The following is a 21,644-nucleotide window of genomic DNA, read 5'->3' as shown; positions in this document are numbered from 1 at the left end:
ATGACACAACTCACCATTGGCCTTGTAGCTCATGATGCGAAAAAACAGGATCTTGTGGAATGGATTGGCGGTTTTCACGACTACTTTTTAAAACACAAACTCTACGCAACGGGAACCACGGGAAAACGCATTTTAGAGGCCTATCCGGACTTTGATCTCACGCCCTTAAAATCAGGCCCGCTCGGTGGCGATCAGCAGTTAGGCGCGATGATTAGTGAGCAAAATCTCGATGCGCTCATCTTCTTTACCGACCCCTTAACCCCAATGCCCCACGACGTTGACGTTAAAGCGCTGATCCGTCTCTCAACGCTCTACAATATCCCGATCGCCTGTAATAGTGCGACGGCAAATCTTATTTTACGCGGGATTCTCTCCTGTAAAAATGAGTCGCTCTACTAAAAATAAGCGATCAACATTACCGGAACTCGCCTGCTTTGGCGACTTTGCACCAGCGCAGATAGCCAAAAAACGAGATGATAAAATAGACCCCATGCAACAAAAGGGTGTAATAGAGCGCCGTTTGCCAGAATAGAACGATCGAAATGGCGTTCACAATGATGAGCAAAATCCACTGCTCCACCCATTTTTGCGTCAGCATCCCCATCGCCACAAGGCTCATTCCGCCAATGATTGAATCAAAAGGATTTGGCGCTTCTCCGGAGATCGCTCCGACGCTGTAATAAAATCCAACGCTCATCAAGAGCGATAATGCAATCACCCATATCCAATAGTTTTTTGGCATAAAATAGAGCCGATTCTCCCCTTCAGCCGTGACAATCTCATCCTCTGATAGCGGGGTTAATTCCCGTTTTTGCAGACGTTTCCAGCGATACGCGCCATACAGACTCATCCCAAAATAGAGCCCATAAATCGTCATATAGGCAAAGAGCCCTGTTTTAAAATAGACGACGATATAGACAAGCGCCATCACCATGCTCACAAACCACATGCTTTGATGGGCGCGGTATTCCAAAAAGAGATAGATAAATCCCAGTAATACCCCAAAAATCTCAATGATCGCCATCCTTTTTCCTCTTTTATCTATGATCGACGCGCCTTTATGAGCCCATTATTCACAATGATTAAAAAATGTAAAGTTCCGCGCCCGAACAAAATGTAGGCCGTAAAAGATGATATGATAATTCCATCAGTGCCCGCCCGATATGCGAGGCCGTTATCCCGCTAAAATCAGCGTGCTGGCACCCGATCAAATGATAATAAAAGGAGAGCCTATATGATGAAAGCAATCGTCATGACCGAATTTGGAGACCCTTCCGTTTTAACCTTAAAAGAGTACGCAAAACCCGTTGCAGGCGAGCATGAAGTACTGGTTAAAATCCATGCAGCTGGCGTTAATCGCCCCGATATTATTCAGCGTAAAGGCTATTATCCTGCGCCTGAAGGTGAGCCGCAAGATGTGCTCGGACTTGAAGTTGCGGGCGTTGTGGAAGCCGTTGGGAGCGCGGTAACAAAATGGCGTGTGGGCGATGAAATTTTTGCCCTCATCGGGGGCGGCGGATATGCCGAATATATCACCATTCACGAAGCGTACTGCATGCCTAAACCCAAACACTTAAGCTTTATTGAAGCGGCAAGTTTACCGGAAACGCTTCTTACCGTATGGAACAATTTAATCGAGCGCGGTGAACTTAAAAAGGGTGAAAATGTGCTAATTCACGGAGGCAGTAGCGGAATTGGCATCACCGCCATTCAGCTCGCAACGATTTTAGGCGCGAATGTCTTTGTCACTGTCGGCAACGCTGAAAAACAACAAGCGTGTCTTGAGTTGGGCGCGCAAAAAGCGATCAATTATCGTGAAGATGATTTCTTTGAAGTGTTAAAAGAAGATAAGATCGATGTGGTATTAGATATGATCGGTGGCGATTATTTTAATAAAAACTTTGAACTGATGAATCCCGATGGGCGCATGGTCTACATCAATTCCATGGGCGGTGCGAAAGTTGAATTAAATCTTCTTAAAATGATGCAGCGCCGTATTAAAATCACTGGTAGCACGCTTCGCGCACGCGAATTTGAGTTTAAAGCAGCGCTCACTTCTCGCGTCGTTGAAAAGGCGCTTCCGCTTATTGAAGCGGGACATTTCAAACCTGTGATCTATCAAGTCTTCCCTCTCGCTCAAGCCAAAGAAGCTCATGAACTGATGGAGTCGAGCGAACATATCGGCAAGATTATTTTAGAAGTTTCACCAGATTAATGAACTTTGATTAACAAGTTTCGAGTAACTCAATTCAATTAATCGAATCTTACGAAGATCTTACTCACAAACACCACTGCCGATCTTAATGATTTGCAGTGGTTTTTTATGCCCTCTTCACAATTTTTAACAAATAGATCCCGCGATCTTGCTCGCCCTTTGTTACAATTATTCTCTCATTTCCCATATTTAACCTGTTTTATTCCGAGGAGTCTCCCCGTTCATGAAACATAGACGAGTCTTTGTCCGTAACGTTATTTTTGCACTCTATATGTCGCTTATTATGTCATTTTGCATGTCTGGCGTTGTCACCTTTATGAATTTTGAGGTGCTGCAAAACGGCTTTTCCAGTGCGTTTTTCGCCGCTTGGTGGAAGCGTGCATTCCCCGTTTCCTACATGATCGCACTCCCGATTTCTCTCTTTGTGGTGCCCTATATCGGCAAACTCACCAATCTAACGCTTAACAAACTCTATTCATCTAACGAGGGGTAAATTCCTCATGGTTCAAACGCTCATTTTATACATTCCCGGCCTTGTACTCGCGCTCAGTGTCGCCCTTTTAGCCAAAGGATTTGCACTCTTTATTCCCTATTTAGGCGCGCCCGCAATCGCGATTTTTTTAGGGATTTTCCTTGGCAATACATTTTTAAAACAATCGATCTGGGGAAAGGGAACGCGTTTTTCAGAGAGCCGACTGCTTGAGTATTCCATCGTGTTACTCGGTGGCCTCATCACCTTTAATACGATCTTTAAACTCGGAATCTCAGGGCTACTCTTCATTATGATTCAGATGGGCATTACCCTGATCGCGGCCTACTATATCGGCAAGCGTCTGCGATTTAACCAATCGATTTCGCTAATGATGGCCTCTGGAAATGCGGTGTGCGGTTCTTCGGCCATTGCAGCAACGGCGCCTGTCATTGGCGCGACGAGCGAAGAGCGTGGCCTTGTGATTACCATCGTCAATCTCATGGGGACGGTATTGATGTTTGTGATGCCGATCTTAGGCTATTTTCTCTATCAACACGATACGCTCCACACCTCCGCGCTCATTGGCGGGACACTGCAATCGGTGGGGCAAGTAGTCGCGTCCGCGAGCATGGTCAATAGCGATGTCAATGAGCAGGCGATCATCTTTAAAATTATCCGCGTGGTCTTTATTGTGGCGGTGGTGCTCATTTTTAGCCAGATTGTTAAAAACAATCCTGACAATAGCGCTAATCAAGTGGCGGATACGCAAAAACCCACACGGAAAAAATCGATTATTCCATGGTATGTCTATGGATTTTTAGTGATGTGCATTTTAAGCAGCCTGCACATTGTGCCGGAAGCGTTGCGTCACCCCATCGGGATTGTGAGTGGTTGGTTTGAGATTACCGCTCTAGCGGCGATCGGGCTTCGCCTCAATTTCGGCGCGCTTAAATCAAGTGGCAAAGCCTTTTCCATCTACGCGCTTTTGCTAACGATTGTGCAAATTTCCGCTGCAGTGATTTTAGTGGGCGTTCTATTTGATCCGCTTTAACGGCTATGAATCCCGGCGACGCCCCATCATCTGTAGGCTCCAGAGCGATTCATAAAGTCCTTTTGCATCAATCAATTCATCGTGCGTGCCGGTTTCAACCACCTTGCCATGATCGATCACCACAAGGCGATCCATCTTCGCAATGGTGGATAATCGGTGCGCAATCGCAATCACGGTCTTCCCTTCCATCAGCGTTTCAAGATGCTCTTGAATCACCGCTTCCGACTCAGAATCAAGCGCGGAAGTGGCTTCATCTAAGATCAAAATGGGCGCATTTTTAAGCAGTACCCGAGCGATCGCAATTCGCTGACGTTGCCCGCCTGACAATTTCACCCCATTCTCCCCAACGAGCGCATCGAGCCCGGTTCGGCCATGTTGATCAATCAGATCATAGACAAATTGATCGGCTTTGGTGCGTTTAAGCGCCGCCTCAATCATCGCATCGGTCGCCTCAGGGTTGCCATAGAGCAGATTATCCCGCACCGAACGGTGCAGCAGCGCCGTATCTTGCGTCACTACCCCAATATTACTGCGGAGGCTATCTTGCGTCACCTCGGTAATCGGCATGCCATCGATCTCAATCGTTCCCGCTTTCACATCATAAAGGCGCAAAAGAAGATTAATAAGCGTCGTTTTTCCCGCGCCCGAAGGCCCCACAAGCGCCACTTTTTCACCCGGTTTAATATGCAGATCGAGCTGTTGATAGATCGGTTTTCCTTCATGATAGTGAAAATCGATGCGGTTAAAATCGATCTCTCCCTCGGTCACTTCAAGAGGTTTAGCCTCGGGAGAATCCATAATTTCCCGAGGATGAGTCATCACTTTAATCCCATCTTGCACACTGCCCACATCTTCAAAAATATGGCTCACCACGCGCATAATCCAAGATGACATCGTGTTAATGCGAATCACTAAACTTAAGGTAAAGGCGATCGCGCCGGCGGTAATGAGCGCATTTTTCCACAAAACGAGCGAAAGGAGCACCGTGCTTGCTATTAAGATGCTATTTAAAATTGTAAGCGAAAAATCGAGCCCGGTAATCAGTCTTGTAGAATTGAGCGCCATGCGAGTTTGATGAGCCATCACCTCGCGAGACTGATCCTCTTCACGGCTTGAGTGAGAAAAGAGTTTGAGCGTTGCGATATTGCTATAACTATCGACCACATAGCCCATTAGTTTCGAACGGGCCCGCGCCGATTGATGGGAGCGTTCCCGGGTTTTAGGCAGAAAATAACGCATCAGCATAATGTACGCCCCAATCCACACCACAATCGGGAGCGCAAGCCAAGGATTGAGCTTCATAAAAAGGACCACGGTCGTGCCCGCATAGATAATCACGCGCCACATCGAATCGGTGAGCATCAACACAGAGCTACGGATCGATTGCCCGGTATTCATAATCCGGCTGGCAATGCCCCCGGCGAAACTGCTGTGAAAGAAATTGACGCTCTGCTTTAACAGATACCGGTGCTGTTGCCAGCGAATCATCGAGGTGAAATTGGTGGTGAGCGCCTGATTCATCACTAAATTATGGCAAAGAGAGACAAAAGGACGCGCGACCACAATCACAAAGAGCATCCAAAGAAGCGTACCTTTATATTCACTAAAGAGCTCCGAGGGGGAGTTGACCAACTCGATCATATCGACGATCTGCCCAATAAAACTAAAGAGCGCGATCTCCAAAATCGCCACAAAAAAACCAACCGTTAACAGCACTAAAAAGAGCGGTTTAATCTGGCGCATATAGAACCAGTAGAATTGAAACAGCGTCGTCGGAGGCGCAACATCATCGGTGTTTTTAAAGGGCTGAATAAGGGCTTCAAAATAATCGAGTAACTTCATAGATATGGCGCCGAGGAATCAGGGAAAAAATATAAAAAGGTCTCAATAGCTTACTTTAAATGATAATGACTATCAAATGATATTATCTCTACAGAGGGCTGTATGGGCATAAAAAAACCGACGTTTAACGCCGGTTTTATCAGGTGTTTTTATCATAGTTCAAGTGATGGCTTAAAACGTGTTTTTAGCATCAAACCACTCTTTGGAAAAAGCGACGCGCTCTTTGACGCTCTCTTTCTCTATGCCCGCGGCTTTAAGCTCTTCAAGATGCTTCTCTACCCGATAGGTACGAGCCGCTAACCCTGCATTATTGGCGATCTGGATATTAAGACCTGGGCGCGCATTAATCTCTAAAATGAGCGGCCCTTTCTCTTCATCGAGCACCATATCCACACCGATATAGCCAAGCTTTGAGATCTCATAACAGCCCGTTGCGAGCTCTAAAAAGCCGTCCCAGTCGGGAAGCGCAACGCCGCTTACATCATTATTGGTATCAGGATGACGGGTAATAATCTCATTGAGCCACGTGCCTTTAAGCGTTGTGCCTGTCGCAATATCAACGCCCACACCGATCGCCCCTTGGTGAAGATTCGCTTTCCCACCTGATTGACGGGTCGGAAGGCGCAACATCGCCATCACGGGATATCCCATCAAGACAATGATGCGAATGTCCGGCACGCCCTCATAACTGATGCTTTTAAAGATTGGATCGGAGGTGACTTTATACTCAATCAGCGCCCGATCGCGCATGCCGCCGAGCGAATAGAGCCCGGTTAAAATCGATGAGATCTGATACTCAATTTCATCAATGGTAATTAAGCGCCCCGAAACCGTTTTATAACGATAATCATCGAACTTATCGGCAATCACTAAAATTCCATCACCCCCCGCGCCTTGCGCTGGTTTAATGACAAATTCCGTACGATCGCCAATGATTTTTGGCAGATATTTAATCTCACTTTCGCTTGAGATCACGCCATACATCTCAGGCACATTGACCTCATAGATGAGCGCGCGCTCTTTGGTGACGATTTTATCATCAACATAGGGATAGTAGCGGCGGTTATTGTACTGAAGCACATATTCCGCATTTCGCTGATTAATCCCCATGACACCCCGCGCTTTAAGCGCTCGCCACGTTTTAATCATCGAAAACATTACGCTTTCTCCTCATGCTCTTTCTCCGCTTCAAGGCGTTTTGCTTCCGCCTCTTTCTCTTGACGAATCATCGCGCTAAAGCGCCCTAATTCCGTTAAGCGATAACCGCGATAACGTCCCATCGCCAGCATAAAGGCCACAAGGACAAGCAAGATACCAGGGAAAGTGAAGACAAAGTAAATAAGCGGACGATAGCCCATCAATGCAAAGGCCATTGAGGCTGAAATTAAAGTGCCGATCGCAATTTTAAAGGCATTCCCGCCACCGCGCTCTTCCCATGTAATTGAAAGGCGTTCGATCGTCATGGTTAAAATCACCATCGGGAAGAGACTGATCGCAAGCCCGCTCTCAATTCCCATTTTGTAACTAAAGATGGTTAAGACGCCGATTAAAATCACCACAAAGGTGAGCACCACCGAGAGCCTCGAGAGCATCTGTAATTTGAGATGTTCAAGATAGGACCTTAGCGACAGCCCGAGCGTCACAATCACGGTAAAGAGAATAATCCCGTAGGAGAGCCCCGTTTCTCTAAAAGCAAGCGCGATTAAGACCGGGGTAAAGGTTCCGAGCGTTTGGAAACCGATAATATTGCGTACCAGTAACACCACCAATACACCAAACGGAATCATAATCATCACCTCATAATCGTGATGCATTTTGACCGGCAGGCTGTAAAGTGAGTTGGCTAAATAGCCCTCTTTATCGGCGGTACTGCTGGCTAAAGTGATCGCTGAGAGCGCTTTATTATCGACGTTAAATTCAAGTTTCACTTTGGTGCCATTGGCGACACTTAAGAGTGGCTCATCACCAATTGACCAGATAATGCGGTCGTGTGGCAGGCCAATTTTCCCGCTAGTTAAATCAAAGTAGACCCATTTGCCTTGCGTCACTACTTTTTTGCTCGCTTCATCGCGCTTACTCGATTCGATATAGCTGCGTACCCAAATTTCGGGCTTTTGATTGGTACTATCGATCAATTGAATGGTGTTGACGCGCTGCACCGGAATGTGCGCTTGAGAGAGCAAGACTTTTAACACTTTTGCCCGATTCGCTGGCGAGTCATCCCCTTTTAGGAGCGCTTTCACCTGATCATTATCAGTCTGTGTGAGCGCGACAATTGCCTCACTAATAAAGGTTGCGGTATTGGATGATCGGCTACGAATCGCTTCAACTAACGCCGTTGCCGCGAGCTTATCCGCCCCTTCGAGCGCAATTTTATCTTGATAGACTTTCCCCGCACGCGCATCATATTTAAAAGGCGTTTCATCAACCCCCATTTTAGACGCAAGCGAGAGACGATAGTAGAGCGTTTCCGTCCCTTCCGCACGGCGCACGGAATAGTGAGCGATCTTATTGCCCAAATCATCCTCCTCGATGACGCGGCCATACTCTTTCGAGCTCACTAAACTATCGGTATAGAGTTCATAATTTTTAAAGGTATCAGGCACATAAAAACGCGCGGTCACGCCGACGTTTCCAGGCACTTGATAGGAGAGCTTCGCATCGATGGTCCAAAGCTCAGATTCGGTATCTTCCGTCATCGGAATTTCAAGCACTTTATGCTCATAATAGATGGTTCCTAGCCCCACAATTAAAAGGAGTGTGATTAGGATTTTTAAGTGTCGCGTTAAAGATTTCATAAGGGGTCTCGTTTATTCGTTACACTGAAGCGGATGAGTATATTTCTCGGAAACGTCCACAATCGCCTTAAAGGAGCGGAGCGCTTTCGAACCGATTAAGAGGGGATAGTTTAAATTTGAGCGATTGGCCAAATTTACCTCCACCTCTTTTTGTTGATTGCCAAGGCAGAGCGTGAGTAGAATCACTGGGCGTTTTGCCGATTTTACTTTGCTTGGACTTTTCTCTTCTTGGCGCCGTTTGACTCGACTCACTTTATGGAGTGGGAATTCATAAGGCCCAAGCTCCATCTCATTAATGCGAGTGGTAAAACGCACCCAGTCGTCGTTATTTTTGGTGAAAAATTCGATATTTTCGGCATGGAGTGATGCGGTGAGCGCGCCGGTATCCATCTTTGCCGATACATTCACGCCGTTAAAATCCACAATGCTCATGGTTTCATAGCGTCCGTAGATCTCTTTTTCCACCGTTTTTGCCTCCAGACTGCTCGCCGTAACGCTTAAAAACAGCAGCGTCCACAGCAACGTTATTTTCCGGTTAAGTCTTGGTGTTAATCGCATTATTTCCTCGTTTTTTGGGTTTATTATGATGTGGAACAGGCCACTTTTTGTGCGTCAACAGGCTATAATTTTAGCACAGCCACAGCAAAATGAATCCCATTTCGTATAAAAAGACCGCGAAATGGCCCCGGAAAAACCGATCTGATGCCCTTAAATATGGACCACTTTTAAGCGCTCAAGCTCCCGCATTAAACGGTATCCCACAGCGCTTCGATCGGGAATTGCCTCAAGCGGAAATTCATCGATTAATAATTGATAGCGGTACCCCTCTTGATACTCAAATCCCTCAATCTGACTGTAGAAAAAGCTCCATTCATCGCTGTCTCCGCGTTTCACCCGCAGGCATTTTTGCGGCCCAACGCCAACGCAATCATAGAGTTTTGAATCCACCTCATAGCGCACGAGCTCCCCTTTCGGGACAGTAAACTCATCCTTTTTCGAGGGCTCAACCGATACGCACCCCGCAAGTAACAGGCTCGCCATCAGCGTTAATCCCACACGTTTTTTAAAGATCTTTTTCATCATCGTATCGCTCCTTATAAAGGCATGAATGATTGATTAAATATCCCCCTTTCCCATAAAAAAAGCTACCCGAAGGCAGCTTTAATTTTCATAAGTATACGGAGATTTACATCAGAGTTCAATCCGTCTGATTCGACCAAACCTCCACAGACTCTAACTTTTATCCATGCGGATTATAGAGGTACGCCCCTTCAATTCCGAGCGGCATGCCCGATAACCACCAGATCATTAAGAAAACGATCCACGATAGAAGGAAACTGATCGAATAAGGAATCATCATCGAAATGAGCGTTCCAATGCCCGTCGATTTCACATAGCGCTGACAATAGACCACCACCAGGGCAAAGTAGGTCATGAGCGGTGAAATAATATTCGTGGTTGAATCCCCAACGCGATAAGCCGCTTGCGTTAATTCAGGCGCGATACCGAGCTGCATTAACATTGGCACTAAGATCGGTGATAATAAAATCCATTTTGCCGAGGCCGATCCAACAAAGAGGTTGATAAAGGCGATAAAGAGGATCGCACAGATGATCGTCACATAGGAATTAAGATTGATGCTTTGGAGGAATTCAGCTCCAGACAGCGCAATAATTTTCCCTAAATTGGACTGATTAAAGGCTTCCAAGAAGAAGGCGCAGAAGAACATCATCACGATGAAACTGCTCATGCCTTTCGTTGTTTCGCTCATTGCATCCACCACATCGCTCAATTTTTTAAAGCGTTTTGTGATCATTCCAAAGACAATCCCGGGGATGATAAACCCTAAGAAGATAATCGCTACAATCGAACGCATTAATGGCGCACCGGCACTCGTTAATGAGCCGCGCGTTGTGCTGATAATTCCCTCGTTATAGAGATAATTCACCAGCTCCGCACTTGATGTACCTGACGCTAATCCAAAGTGTTCCACTAAAATCGGCCACTCTTTTCCGCGAGGAAGTTGGAGATTGTCAGGCAAGGATAATTGACGAATCAACTCGCCCGCATCGGCGGCTAAATCGGCACGTAAAAGAGAATCCGCTGGCCATGCCCAAAGGGTGAAAACCGCCAATACACCCACCATAAAGAGCGATGAAATCCAAAACGCACGGCTCTCGATCGGGGTGATCTCTTTACTATCATCAATATCGATCTCATCATTTAACGGCACGCGCGATAGACGAGGCTCGACAATTTTATCGGTAACAAACCAGCCCACAATCACTAAGAAAAAGACCGACGCACTTCCAAAAGCCCAGTTTGACAGAACGTTCACCGTATAGTTTGGATCTAAAATACGCGCCGCATCTTGGGTAATTCCTTGGAGTAAAATATCGTTCGTTGAGGGAATTAAGTTTGCTGAAAACCCTGCCGATACCCCCGCAAAAGCCGCTGCAATCCCCGCAATCGGATGACGGCCCGCGGCGTAAAATAAAATCCCGCCAATGGGAATCACCACCACATAACCCGCATCGGCCGCAAAGTGACTTAACATCGCCACAAAGAGCACCATCGGCGTTAGGAATTTTTTAGGCGTAATGCGAAGCAGCTTTTTAAGGCCCACATCCACATAGCCCGCACGTTCTGCAACGCCAATCCCGAGCATCGCCACAACGACAACCCCTAAAGGCGCAAAATTAATGAAAATACGAACAAAATTCTCAAGAAAGTAGATCAGTTTTTCACCGGATAAGAGGTTACTAACATGCTCCACTTGCGTCACCGATTCGCCGGTGATGGTTTTGGTGGTAAAGCTAAAGTCCACTGCGGAAAGAGGCCACGACAGCACCATAATTCCCAGCATTGAATAGAAGAAAAGTAACGCAGGGGCAGGTAATTTATTCCCAACCCATTCAATTCCATTTAAAAATTTATTTATAAGTCCCTTTGAAGGCTCTTGCTTACTTTCAGCCATTGTGCTTCCTTATCTGAAATAAAAAAAACGCCTTTTTCTGCCCTTGGTAATCACGACATGCCCGTACGTTACCAAGCGAAAACGGCGCGCATGCCATCTTTTATAATTTATCTTGATAAAAAACTCAAATTTCATTGATAAATGGACGACTTGAGCCAATTTAAGGGCAATTTTTTGATGGAAATTTCCCGCCAATTAGCCAAAAAATAAGCAAGATAAAGCGTAATACAACTCACAAACGCCAAAAAGCAAAAATAGCCAATAAAAATGGTTATAATGGGGGGCTGAATATAATACTATAAATGAAGAGAGGAACCTTTTCGATATGGCGAACATCCCTACTATTGCCTCCATTATTGCTCGTGAAATTAACGCAAATGTCACCCAAGTGAGCGCTGCCGTCACCCTGCTTGATGAGGGGGCGACCGTTCCGTTTATTGCGCGCTATCGTAAAGAGGTAACCGGCGGACTTGATGATGCGCAGCTTCGCGAACTTGAGACGCGCCTTGTCTATCTTCGCGAGCTTGAAGATCGCCGTAGTACCATTATCGAATCGATCGACTCTCAAGAAAAACTCACCGATGAGCTTCGCGGTAAACTTGAAGCGGCGACCACAAAAACCGAGCTCGAAGACCTCTATCTTCCCTATCGTCCGCGCCGACGAACACGCGCTCAGATCGCCATTGAAGCCGGCATTCTTCCGCTTGCAGAAACGCTCTTTCAAAATACTCTACAAGAGGATTTAGAGACGCTCGCGGCACCCTATATTGATGAAGAGAAAGGCTTTGCCGATACAAAAGCAGTGCTCGATGGCGCACGCTTTATCTTAATTGATCGCATTTCGGAAGAGGCGGAGCTTCTCGGAAAGCTCCGTAATTATCTCTGGGACAATGGCGTTATTAGCGCATCGGTCAAAGATGGAAAAGCCGATGAGGGCAGCAATTATAAAGATTACTTTGAATTTAGTGAGGCCATTAAAACCATTCCCTCACATAGGGCCTTAGCGCTCCTTCGGGGACGCAATGAAGATATCTTATCGCTCGACCTTGTTTTACCCGAACCGATCGAAGAGACGCCGCAAACCTTTATTAAAGATCACTTTGGCCTTAGCAATCCGCACGATTGGCTGAACGATACCATTCGTCTTAGCTGGCGCGCGAAACTCAATCTCTCGCTCTCCCTTGAGCTTATTAATCGCATGCGTGAAGAGGCGGAAGCGGAAGCGATTAAAGTCTTTGCTCGCAATTTAAAAGATCTTCTGCTTGCCTCCCCTGCGGGAAATCGCGTAATTTTAGGGATCGACCCCGGCATTCGAACCGGCTGTAAAGTCGCCGTTGTTGACGATACCGGAAAACTTCTCGATACCACAACGATCTATCCCCATCCGCCCCGTAATGACTGGAATGGCTCACTGACTGCCCTTGCAGCGCTCTGCCAAAAACACTCACCGAGCCTCATTGCGATCGGGAATGGAACTGCCTCACGGGAAACCGATAAACTCGCAGGCGAACTCTGTAAAGTGGTAAAAGGTTTAAGCCGGATCGTCGTTAGTGAAGCGGGAGCGTCTGTCTATTCCGCCTCTGAACTTGCCTCAAAAGAATTCCCCGAGCTTGATGTCTCGTTACGAGGCGCGATCTCCATTGCTCGCCGTCTGCAAGATCCGCTTGCTGAACTGGTTAAGATCGATCCAAAATCGATCGGCGTTGGGCAATATCAGCACGATGTAAATCAAACCGAGCTCAACCGATCACTTGCCTCGGTGGTGGAAGACTGTGTAAATGCGGTGGGAGTCGATGTTAATACAGCCTCAAGCCCGCTACTTGCACAAGTCTCTGGCTTAAACAATACAACGGCTGAAAATATTGTCAAATATCGCGATGAAAATGGCGCCTTTACCAATCGTAAAGAGCTATTAAAAGTTCCGCGCCTTGGGCCAAAAACCTTCGAACTGGCTGCGGGATTCCTACGCATTCGTGGCAATAATCCGCTCGACCGCTCTGCCGTTCACCCTGAAGCTTACCCGGTTGTGGAAACAATCGCGAAAAAAACCGCCAAATCAATCGATGAACTAATTGGCAATACCTCACTTTTGCGTAGCCTTAATCCCAAAGAATTTACCTCCGAGAAATTTGGGATTCCTACCGTTAAAGATATCATTGATGAGCTAGACAAACCCGGCCGTGACCCGCGCCCTGAGTTTGTCACTGCCACCTTTAAAGAGGGCATTGAATCGATCAAAGACCTTAAAGAAGGCATGCGTTTAGAAGGTGTCGTAACCAACGTTGCAAACTTTGGCGCCTTTGTCGATATCGGCGTGCATCAAGATGGATTAGTCCATATCAGCGCCCTTGCCGACCGCTTTGTCAAAGATCCGCATGAGATTGTTAAAGTTGGTGACGTGGTAACGGTTAAAGTATTGGAAGTCGATATTCCCCGCAATCGGATTCAACTCACCATGCGCATGAACGATGATGCAAGTGCATCCGATAAAGGGCAAAAAAGCTACGTTCCCGCTAAAGGGAAACAAGCAAAACGTCATAGCGAAAAGCCCTCTAATAATCCTTTTGCCGATGCTTTAAAAGGATTAAAGCGTTAAGCCTTAATCTTGTAAATTACTCTTAAGAGAAATCTTAAAATACACACAATAAAAAAGCCTCGGGAGCGAGCGTCTTACAATAACGCCACCGAGGCTTGTTAAATTAGCAAGTGAAATTACAATAAACTGTTTTGTAATAAACTGTAGTACTTTTTAGCCGTTTCCATTTTATGTTTTTGCAAACTTAAACTATAGCTTTCAATGCCTACGACCATTTTATTAAAAATACCTATAATTTTAGAAAAGTTATCACCCACTTTGATAAGTTCTGCACAAAATCCTTGCACAGTATCAGAACGATTATCATGAGCAATCATCATGCCAGGAATCCCCATCGATGCCGATATGCCAATACCATGAACTCGACAGCCAATAACTAAATCAAATTGATTATAGATATCTAAATAATCTTTTGAATCATATGAATAATGCAAGCGAGAATCTGGAAAATCTTTTTTAAACTCTGAAAGCTCATCTATATAATGAGCAATAAATTCAAATTCATAATGTTCGCCAAATTTTTCTAATAATTGCTGATACATTTTCATCATATAATGATATGTATCTGTGCTAATCTTATTTCCATTGGCAGCTTTATTTGTGCTATAAATTAAACCAACTTTTTTTACCTGTTTAACCGTTTTTTCCTGAGTGCTTGAAAAGAGCGCAGGACATGGTAAATGATAAACAGGTAAAGGCTGTAAGTTTTCACGGGCATATCGATCTCTAGCCGTTATAAGCTTCGCATTATTGAACACATACTGCTCATCTTTTGAAAAATACTGGTCTGTAAATGAAAACTGACCACCCGCGCCTAATCCTATCCCCAAAAAGAAGGTCGGTATTTGATACTCAACAATTGATCGATACAATTTTATTGTTCTTTTTCCACGCCACTCAGGTGAACCGGCAAAGACAACTAAATCAGCATAATCCATGGGATTATACTCTTTTACAGAATTATCTAGGAATTTTTCTAACACATTTTTTCCTAGTAATCCATCAACCATCTTTATAAAATCAAAATGTCTACTACGTCTTATTTGAGGGTTTCGATTATATAAAATAGGGTTAAAATCCGATATATGTTTTTTTAAGAGGTTAATCGCACCCATTAAAATAAACTCATCACCCGGATTCCACTGCCTTGTAGCAGAAAACACTATATTCATATATACTCACCCATTTTATTTTTTCGGTTTCCCGTAACGCACTTTACCCGCACGTTTGATCTCTTTTTTCGTTGGGCTTGGCGCTTTTCCGGCATAAGGATTATCGCCCCCGCGGAAATTGATGCGCACCGGCGTTCCGTAAAGTCCCAACGTTTCGCGATAGGTTTTACTTAAATAACGCACGTACGAATCTTTCACATATTGGGTACGGTTACCGTGAATAATAATGCGCGGAGGATTCTTACCCCCTTGGTGCGCAAAGCGTAATTTCGGTGCAAACCCTTTTTCCATCGGCGGTTGATGCGCGCGAACGGCATCTTCCAAAATGTCAGACAGTTCGCTCGTAGAAAACTCCTGCATCGATGAATCGTACGCCTTAATCGCCTCTTGGAGCACACGGCTCACACCGGTTCCGCGTAGCGCTGAGATAAAGATCGGTTTGGTGAAATCCACAAACGCGAAACGGCGGTCAAACTCCTGCTTGAGCCACTCTTTATCATCATTTTCTAAGGTATCCCACTTATTGACCGCGAGCACCAATGCTTTACCTGAATCGAGCACATAGCCAAGCAGCGTTGCATCTTGCTCCGATAGACCTTCTTCAGCATCAAAGACAAAGACCACTACATTGGCTTTTTCAATGGCATCTAAGCTTTTCAGTACGCTAAATTTTTCGATCTTATCCGACACACGAGCACGGCGACGCACCCCAGCGGTATCGATCAAGATAAAGTCGCGATCTTCCATGGTAAAGGGAATTTCGATACTGTCACGGGTTGTTCCCGCAACGTCAGAGGCGAGCACGCGCTCTTCCCCTAAAATACGGTTAATGAGCGTTGATTTCCCTGCATTCGGGCGACCAAATACCGCAAGACGAATAATATCATCCTCTTCGTCGATCGCTTCAACAAAATCTTCTTCATTAATATGGCTAAACGCTTCATCAACAAGCTCGATAAACCCTTGGTTGTGGCTCGCAGAAACTGGCACAATATCACCTAAACCGAGCGCATAGAAATCGCTCATAATCAGCTCAGGATCTTGCCCTTCCGCTTTATTGACTACCACAATGCAAGGCTTATCTGAACGGCGTAAACGATTGGCGATATCTTCATCAAATGCGGTTAGCCCTTCACGGCCATCAACCACAAACAAAATCACATCCGCCTCATCAACCGCTTTCCAAACTTGCGATTCAATGAGCTGATCCATACGATTTTCATCGCCGGATAATCCGCCGGTATCTAAAATCATATAGGGATTATCACCGACAACGCCGTGACCATATTGACGATCGCGCGTAAGCCCGGGCTGGTCGGCCACAAGCGCATCACGCGTTCGCGTTAAAATATTAAAAATGGTGGATTTCCCGACATTCGGGCGCCCCACTAGAGCAAAAATCGGTAACATACTTATATACTTCTAATGTAATTCGTGAAAGATAAAAAGGGGCGATTATAGCACTACTTTAATTAAGCGCCCTGCTTTTTCTTGGAGGAATACTGCATTTCCGATCACCGTTAAATCAGGTAAAAATGCACCGTTTCCTACTTTAGTTGAACTTAAAAGACGGCCGGTTTGTGGATCAAGTGCATGCACATACCCTTCAAAGTCAGCCACAACGAGTTTTCCACCTGCGATCACAGGACGACTCACACCGCGTCCTAAAAGATCGGTATTGGCCCATTTTTCATCCCCATTTTGGGTTGAGAGTGCAACGATGCGTCCTTCATCTTCAACGGATAAAATATTCCCGCCGTGGTGGGCAATCCCCGCATAAACACCATTGCCTTTTGTCCAAAGGAGGCGACCTTGTGCAGTAATTTTACTAATGCCTTGGCGAATCGATGCAACGTAGAGATCATTTCCGACCACAAGCGGTGCGGAATCGATATCGAGCATGCTACCAACAAGACCTGAATCGCTTACGCGTGAAGTTTTAACGCCCCATTTAACCGCGCCCGTTTGCACATCAAAACGAATCACTTGGCCAGCATCATTACTCACAATGAGATCATTTTGGAAAACGATCGGTTCAGCAGATCCGCGCATTGAAAAGCGAGTCGGCGCCATCATATAGGCCCATTTCACCTCTCCGGTTGCGCTATCAAATGCTTCGACTGCGCCCCCTTGGGTGACTGTAACAACAACGCCATTGTGTGCTTTGGGTGTCACAATGCTTGCGCCATATAAGCCTTTACGCCAGAGTTCTTTACCATCAACGGCTGAGAGTGCCACTAATTCGCCCTGTTTGGTGCCGACGAAGACTTTATCGCCTTCAACGCCAACGCCGGTATAAAGTGGATCGGTTTTTGCATTCCAAAGAACGCCACCGCCTTCAGAGACTGCGCTGACCATGCCGTTATCACCCGCCACAAAATAGCGTCCATTTTGAACGCCGAGGGTAAAACGATTGCCCGACGTTGCTTCAACTTTCGCTGACACTGAGCTACTCCACGCGGTTTGCGCTAAGTGGCTAGGGACTTCTTGATTGAGTGGGGTCGGTTGAATGCGGTTTGATTTTCCTGAAATCAAGCCACTGCACCCTGTTAGCGTGACTACTGCAAATGTGGCTAATGCCATGGATCGTTTCATCGACATCAATCGCTCCTTTTCTCGTTCCTGTAGCGCTTTCGCGACATGATCGTGTGAGTATTAATAATTAGTATTTATTACGATGCTACTGCATCAATTTTTGATTCTGTTTCTGGCTCAACCGCATTTACAGGGGTATTATCCACTGGCGCTTCGCCTGCCTCACTACCTGCTAGTTGCGCAAGTTTTAATAATACGCCATCACGCGGGGCATTCGGTGAAGTCAACGCCGCTTCATATGAAGCAATCGCGCGTTTTTCATCGCCTTTTGCGAGATGAATATCACCGGATAACGCTTGCGCAAGCCCTCTAAATGAGATTGAATCCATGCCATCTAAAACCTTTAACGAGGCATCGTATTCCTTTAATTCAAATAACACTTTCGCTAAACGAAAATCAACGAGTGCTTTTAAGCTTGGATCAAATTTTTGCGTATCAAGGCCAGTTAAAAGGGCTTTCGCTTCTTGATATTCACCGCGATTTGCAAGCTCACCGGCAACGGTCATCACGCCTAATGCCTGATGATCTTGGTTGTTGTTTTTATCTAAAAACTCGGTTAATTGCGCTTTAGAGAGATTCCCCTCAGTGCCCTTTTCCATCGCAAGCGTATCAAGCGCCGCAATATTATTCACGGTTTTCCCCGCTTTATGGGATTGATAATAGTTCTGACCGACAATCGTTCCTACAATCACTACCGCTAAAAGCAAGATAAAATTACTGTTTTGTTTCAGCCAATCAACAAGTGCTTCGGCACGTTGTTCATCGGTTTCAAATTCTTTAAGGCTCATCCCGATCTCCTAATTTGCGTTTTTTAACCATGCGACGAGCTCTGATTGTAAAATGGTCTCTTGCGAGCCATCTTCACGCAGATCTTTCACCACAATCGATCCATTTTGAAGCTCATCTTCACCCATAATTAATGCCCAGCGCGCGCCTGACTTATCGGCTTTACGCATTTGTGAACGGACGCTGCCGCCACCTAAATTAAGCATAATTTTCTCACCAGGCATCGCATCACGGATCGATTCAACCAGCGTTAAGCCAACACGTTCCGCCTCTTTTCCAAGAAATACAGTGGTCACAAGCGGCGCAATCTCTTTTGCTTCCACTTCGCACGCTTGGCAAAGCAGGATCAGACGCTCCATGCCCATACCAAAACCGATCGCAGGGGTGGCTCGTCCACCAAGCTCTTCCACCATTTTATCGTAACGTCCACCACCGCATACCGTGCCTTGCGAGCCGAGTTTATCGGTGGTCCACTCAAATACGGTACGTGTGTAGTAATCCATTCCGCGCACGATGCGAGGATTGATAATATACTCGATGCCAAGCGCATCAAGATAGGCACAAAGATCATCAAAATGAGCTTTTGATTCCTCATCAAGGTAATCAATGAGCTGAGGCGCATCTTTAATAATGCCGTCAAGTTCAGGATTTTTCGAATCCAAAATACGGAGCGGATTGCGATAGAGACGGCGCTGACTGTCTTCGTCAAGTTTATCTTGGTATTGCTCAAAATAAGCGATGAGCGCTTCACGATATACCTTACGGCATGGTGCGGTACCCATCGAGTTAATCTCAAGTTTTACCTCTTGATCAATGCCTAAACGCTTCCATAAACGGTGAAGCATCGCAAGCATTTCCGCATCGGCATCGGGAGTTTCAATGCCGAAAATCTCAATATCCGCTTGATGGAATTGGCGATAGCGCCCTTTTTGAGGACGCTCATAACGAAAAGCAGGTCCAATTTGCCATACTTTTTGGGTTTGATTATAGAAAAGCCCATGCTCAATACCCGCACGCACGATTCCCGCCGTCATTTCAGGACGAAGCGTTAAGCTTAAATTCTCATTTTGATCGGGGAAAGTATACATCTCTTTTTCAACGATATCGGTCACTTCACCGAGTGAACGCGTGAAAAGGCGAGTCTCTTCAAGGAGCGGAGTACGCAACTCAAGATAGCCATATTCAGTGAAAAGATTTTTCAGTTCCGCCTCAATCGTTTGCCAATAGTGGCTTTCAGAGGGGAGCCAGTCGTGCATCCCACGAATTGCAGTAATTTTTTTGCTCATAGTTTTCTATTTTTATTGATAATCTTCAGGATTTAAGTTGAAGGTAATAATATTACGTTTGCCTTGAGGTGTATAGAGCTCGGGATCGACGGTTTTACCATTGACGCGAAGTTCCGTCACCGCGCGACCATTGCCAAATTTAAGGCGCATCGATTTTTCACCATTTTTGGTAATAAAATGACGATCTTCCAGAGTTAAACGGAACGGCTCACCGGGTTTAACAATCGCTTGTACCGGCGTATTGCCACTTCCATCATAAAGGCCGATCCAGCAATCATCATTGGTCTCAATGTAGAGAAGATTTTCCTCTTCCGCGATCACGCTCTCTTGATTGCTCCCCATCCCTTTTGTCGGCACGCCAAGCTTGGCCAAGGATTTAATATTTTCAATCTCCGCTAAAATTTCAGGACTTGGTTCATCCGCATCATTTAGATTATTTGTTTCCGCTTCAACGGTTTCATCGATCGGACGGGTAAATCCGTAATCCCCCACTGTCTCGTTTGAATCATCGGCCATTTTTCCGCGATTCATCTCAATCAGCGGATCAACGGCGCTCGGTTCTGTGAAAACGGATGGGCCTTGACGGCGCGGTTCGGTTAAGGGTGGAGGCACGTCGCTCTCGTCGATAATCGCTTCATCTTGAGGCGTTGGCGCGATGCCATTTTTAAAGAAATCGCCATGTTTATCGAGAGTAAAATAGAGATAAACTGAAGCTAAAATCAGAATCACCACAAAGAAATAGAGGCGTAAAATGAAGCTCTTTTTACGACGATTCTCTTTATTTTTAATCTCTGTGTTGAGTTTTAAATGTTGATAGCTCTTATCTTCGACTGGAATGCTCTCGATCATCGCTTCGATCTCATCGGGCGTGAATCCCAAATAGCCGGCGTAGCGTTTTAAGTAATTTTTGGTATAGAGGAGCGCATCGATTTTCGAGTAATCGCCTCGCTCAAGCTCTTCAATAATGGAGCTGCGTAATGAGATTGCACGGGACACCTGCTCGATCGTGAAGCTCTTCTCTTCCCGACGGGCCCGTAATGTATCACCTAACTCTTCAATTTGCATCGACTAAACTTCTTATCTGTTCGTTATTATTTAAACTGCGTTTCGATCACATATGTGAACTTTTGGATTTCCGCTTTATCGTTAACTTTCTTCGCCATTTCGAGCCCTAAACGAGCGCCTGGCGCAGTATAGCCTTTAATATCATGGAATTTTGCTAACGATTGTAACCCATCGCGGTATTGGCGTTTATGATAGAGCGCAATTGCACGGTTAAAATAGGCAAGACCGTAGTTCGGATCGGCATTAATGGCTTGGTTCGCATTTTTAAGGGCGACATCATAGGATTTTTTCCCAAGTGCACACTCAGCGACGCCGGTGTAGATTCCTGCACGTAATACAGGATGTTGCGCTTGATAGGCGATCATCTCAAGCGAATCCGTTCCGTTCTCGCGGCATTGGAGACGGGTATAGTTTTGCATGGCAATATCTAAATTGGGATTGAGTTCGATCGCTTTAAAAAAGAGAGTTAGCGCATTGGTAAAGCGTCCGCGACGTTCACTCAATACGCCAAGCGCGTTATAGACCTCTGGGAAATTAGGGGCGCTGGTGACTACCTTCATCAGCTTATCTTCTGCCACATCATAGTTGGCATTTTCGATATAGCTTTTACCGAGCTGATAATTGATGCGGTCGATCTCTTCGAGCTCTTCGTAGGTGACGTATTTTCCACGGCTCCCACTTGCGCCGGAGCTACCACCGTTGGTTGTAACACATGCCGATAACATGATCGCAATTAACCCAGTAATAATGACTCTCACAGATCTATTCCTCTCTTGAATTTTGACGTTG

General features: G+C 45.8%; 19 protein-coding genes. 5 read left to right on the top strand and 14 right to left on the bottom strand.

The genetic code is table 11. From position 1 onward, the window contains the following. Entirely contained in the window at window positions 1–399 is a 399-nt protein-coding gene (locus OXI21_RS04085) for a methylglyoxal synthase (protein WP_279618288.1), read from the top strand. Between the two features lie 16 nt (window positions 400–415). Here the strand turns inward: OXI21_RS04085 and pnuC are convergent, their stop codons facing one another. Next, on the bottom strand, window positions 416–1,024 hold the full coding sequence (gene pnuC / locus OXI21_RS04080; RefSeq protein ID WP_279618287.1) for a nicotinamide riboside transporter PnuC: 609 nt from the start codon (window positions 1,022–1,024) through the stop codon (window positions 416–418). A 210-nt stretch (window positions 1,025–1,234) separates the two neighbouring features. Between pnuC and OXI21_RS04075 the strand changes: the two genes are divergently transcribed. From OXI21_RS04075 to OXI21_RS04065, 3 genes are all read left to right on the top strand, one after another. After that, on the top strand, window positions 1,235–2,215 hold the full coding sequence (locus OXI21_RS04075; RefSeq protein WP_279618286.1) for an NAD(P)H-quinone oxidoreductase: 981 nt from the start codon (window positions 1,235–1,237) through the stop codon (window positions 2,213–2,215). Between the two features lie 223 nt (window positions 2,216–2,438). Then, a complete protein-coding gene (locus OXI21_RS04070) occupies window positions 2,439–2,708 on the top strand; it encodes a DUF2798 domain-containing protein (protein ID WP_279618285.1) in 270 nt (89 codons plus the stop codon). Window positions 2,709–2,715: 7 nt separating this feature from the next. Next, on the top strand, window positions 2,716–3,738 hold the full coding sequence (locus OXI21_RS04065; RefSeq protein WP_279618284.1) for a putative sulfate exporter family transporter: 1,023 nt from the start codon (window positions 2,716–2,718) through the stop codon (window positions 3,736–3,738). A 3-nt stretch (window positions 3,739–3,741) separates the two neighbouring features. Here OXI21_RS04065 and OXI21_RS04060 read toward each other — a convergent pair whose 3' ends face one another. The 6 genes from OXI21_RS04060 to OXI21_RS04035 form a co-directional block, all read right to left on the bottom strand. Next, complete coding sequence (locus OXI21_RS04060) at window positions 3,742–5,580, bottom strand: ABC transporter ATP-binding protein (RefSeq protein ID WP_279618283.1); 1,839 nt, start codon at window positions 5,578–5,580, stop codon at window positions 3,742–3,744. 171 nt (window positions 5,581–5,751) lie between these two features. After that, window positions 5,752–6,738, bottom strand: a complete 987-nt coding sequence (locus OXI21_RS04055) for an alpha-L-glutamate ligase-like protein (protein WP_279618282.1) — start codon at window positions 6,736–6,738, stop codon at window positions 5,752–5,754. Further along, window positions 6,738–8,378 carry a UUP1 family membrane protein gene (locus OXI21_RS04050; RefSeq protein ID WP_279618281.1) on the bottom strand — a complete coding sequence of 547 codons (1,641 nt, stop codon included), beginning with the start codon at window positions 8,376–8,378 and terminating at the stop codon, window positions 6,738–6,740. The genes OXI21_RS04055 and OXI21_RS04050 overlap by 1 nt, the downstream gene beginning before the upstream one ends. A gap of 12 nt (window positions 8,379–8,390) precedes the next feature. Next, a complete protein-coding gene (locus tag OXI21_RS04045; RefSeq protein ID WP_279618280.1) occupies window positions 8,391–8,936 on the bottom strand; it encodes an ATP-dependent zinc protease in 546 nt (181 codons plus the stop codon). A 150-nt stretch (window positions 8,937–9,086) separates the two neighbouring features. Next, window positions 9,087–9,461, bottom strand: coding sequence for a DUF4377 domain-containing protein (locus tag OXI21_RS04040; protein ID WP_279618279.1), 375 nt, complete (start codon window positions 9,459–9,461; stop codon window positions 9,087–9,089). Between the two features lie 157 nt (window positions 9,462–9,618). Next, entirely contained in the window at window positions 9,619–11,355 is a 1,737-nt protein-coding gene (locus tag OXI21_RS04035; RefSeq protein ID WP_279618278.1) for an AbgT family transporter, read from the bottom strand. Window positions 11,356–11,680: 325 nt separating this feature from the next. Between OXI21_RS04035 and OXI21_RS04030 the strand changes: the two genes are divergently transcribed. Further along, complete coding sequence (locus tag OXI21_RS04030; protein WP_279618277.1) at window positions 11,681–13,951, top strand: Tex family protein; 2,271 nt, start codon at window positions 11,681–11,683, stop codon at window positions 13,949–13,951. A 116-nt stretch (window positions 13,952–14,067) separates the two neighbouring features. Here the strand turns inward: OXI21_RS04030 and OXI21_RS04025 are convergent, their stop codons facing one another. The 7 genes from OXI21_RS04025 to OXI21_RS03995 all read right to left on the bottom strand — a co-directional run bounded on the left by OXI21_RS04025 (window position 14,068) and on the right by OXI21_RS03995 (window position 21,613). Further along, a complete protein-coding gene (locus tag OXI21_RS04025) occupies window positions 14,068–15,123 on the bottom strand; it encodes a polysaccharide pyruvyl transferase family protein (RefSeq protein WP_279618276.1) in 1,056 nt (351 codons plus the stop codon). Between the two features lie 15 nt (window positions 15,124–15,138). Continuing rightward, the gene (der, locus tag OXI21_RS04020; RefSeq protein WP_279618275.1) at window positions 15,139–16,533 is read right to left on the bottom strand and encodes a ribosome biogenesis GTPase Der; all 1,395 of its coding nucleotides are present in this window, start codon (window positions 16,531–16,533) and stop codon (window positions 15,139–15,141) included. Between the two features lie 45 nt (window positions 16,534–16,578). After that, window positions 16,579–17,724: a PQQ-binding-like beta-propeller repeat protein gene (locus OXI21_RS04015; protein ID WP_279618274.1), complete on the bottom strand. Its 1,146-nt coding sequence runs from the start codon at window positions 17,722–17,724 to the stop codon at window positions 16,579–16,581. A gap of 71 nt (window positions 17,725–17,795) precedes the next feature. After that, entirely contained in the window at window positions 17,796–18,506 is a 711-nt protein-coding gene (locus OXI21_RS04010) for a tetratricopeptide repeat protein (RefSeq protein WP_279618273.1), read from the bottom strand. A 9-nt stretch (window positions 18,507–18,515) separates the two neighbouring features. Then, window positions 18,516–19,790, bottom strand: coding sequence for a histidine--tRNA ligase (hisS, locus tag OXI21_RS04005; protein WP_279618272.1), 1,275 nt, complete (start codon window positions 19,788–19,790; stop codon window positions 18,516–18,518). 12 nt (window positions 19,791–19,802) lie between these two features. Next, window positions 19,803–20,855, bottom strand: a complete 1,053-nt coding sequence (locus OXI21_RS04000; protein ID WP_279618271.1) for a RodZ domain-containing protein — start codon at window positions 20,853–20,855, stop codon at window positions 19,803–19,805. A 26-nt stretch (window positions 20,856–20,881) separates the two neighbouring features. Beyond that, window positions 20,882–21,613, bottom strand: a complete 732-nt coding sequence (locus tag OXI21_RS03995) for a tetratricopeptide repeat protein (RefSeq protein WP_279618270.1) — start codon at window positions 21,611–21,613, stop codon at window positions 20,882–20,884. Window positions 21,614–21,644 lie beyond the last annotated feature (31 nt).

It is taken from the genome of Ignatzschineria sp. RMDPL8A (genome assembly GCF_029815055.1).
Classification (GTDB): domain Bacteria; phylum Pseudomonadota; class Gammaproteobacteria; order Cardiobacteriales; family Wohlfahrtiimonadaceae; genus CALZBJ01.
Note: the sequence above shows the minus strand (reverse complement) of the source record. Positions and strands in the feature narration are given on the sequence as shown.

Coding starts and splice junctions, on each gene's coding strand:
- OXI21_RS04050 (WP_279618281.1), bottom strand. CDS start 8,378: ATGAAATCTTTAACGCGACACTTAAAAATCCTAATCACACTCCTTTTA.
- OXI21_RS04030 (WP_279618277.1), top strand. CDS start 11,681: ATGGCGAACATCCCTACTATTGCCTCCATTATTGCTCGTGAAATTAAC.
- OXI21_RS04060 (WP_279618283.1), bottom strand. CDS start 5,580: ATGAAGTTACTCGATTATTTTGAAGCCCTTATTCAGCCCTTTAAAAAC.
- hisS (WP_279618272.1), bottom strand. CDS start 19,790: ATGAGCAAAAAAATTACTGCAATTCGTGGGATGCACGACTGGCTCCCC.
- OXI21_RS04000 (WP_279618271.1), bottom strand. CDS start 20,855: ATGCAAATTGAAGAGTTAGGTGATACATTACGGGCCCGTCGGGAAGAG.
- OXI21_RS04085 (WP_279618288.1), top strand. CDS start 1: ATGACACAACTCACCATTGGCCTTGTAGCTCATGATGCGAAAAAACAG.
- OXI21_RS04025 (WP_279618276.1), bottom strand. CDS start 15,123: ATGAATATAGTGTTTTCTGCTACAAGGCAGTGGAATCCGGGTGATGAG.
- pnuC (WP_279618287.1), bottom strand. CDS start 1,024: ATGGCGATCATTGAGATTTTTGGGGTATTACTGGGATTTATCTATCTC.
- OXI21_RS04015 (WP_279618274.1), bottom strand. CDS start 17,724: ATGTCGATGAAACGATCCATGGCATTAGCCACATTTGCAGTAGTCACG.
- OXI21_RS04010 (WP_279618273.1), bottom strand. CDS start 18,506: ATGAGCCTTAAAGAATTTGAAACCGATGAACAACGTGCCGAAGCACTT.
- der (WP_279618275.1), bottom strand. CDS start 16,533: ATGTTACCGATTTTTGCTCTAGTGGGGCGCCCGAATGTCGGGAAATCC.
- OXI21_RS04045 (WP_279618280.1), bottom strand. CDS start 8,936: ATGCGATTAACACCAAGACTTAACCGGAAAATAACGTTGCTGTGGACG.
- OXI21_RS04035 (WP_279618278.1), bottom strand. CDS start 11,355: ATGGCTGAAAGTAAGCAAGAGCCTTCAAAGGGACTTATAAATAAATTT.
- OXI21_RS04040 (WP_279618279.1), bottom strand. CDS start 9,461: ATGATGAAAAAGATCTTTAAAAAACGTGTGGGATTAACGCTGATGGCG.
- OXI21_RS04075 (WP_279618286.1), top strand. CDS start 1,235: ATGATGAAAGCAATCGTCATGACCGAATTTGGAGACCCTTCCGTTTTA.
- OXI21_RS04065 (WP_279618284.1), top strand. CDS start 2,716: ATGGTTCAAACGCTCATTTTATACATTCCCGGCCTTGTACTCGCGCTC.
- OXI21_RS04055 (WP_279618282.1), bottom strand. CDS start 6,738: ATGTTTTCGATGATTAAAACGTGGCGAGCGCTTAAAGCGCGGGGTGTC.
- OXI21_RS04070 (WP_279618285.1), top strand. CDS start 2,439: ATGAAACATAGACGAGTCTTTGTCCGTAACGTTATTTTTGCACTCTAT.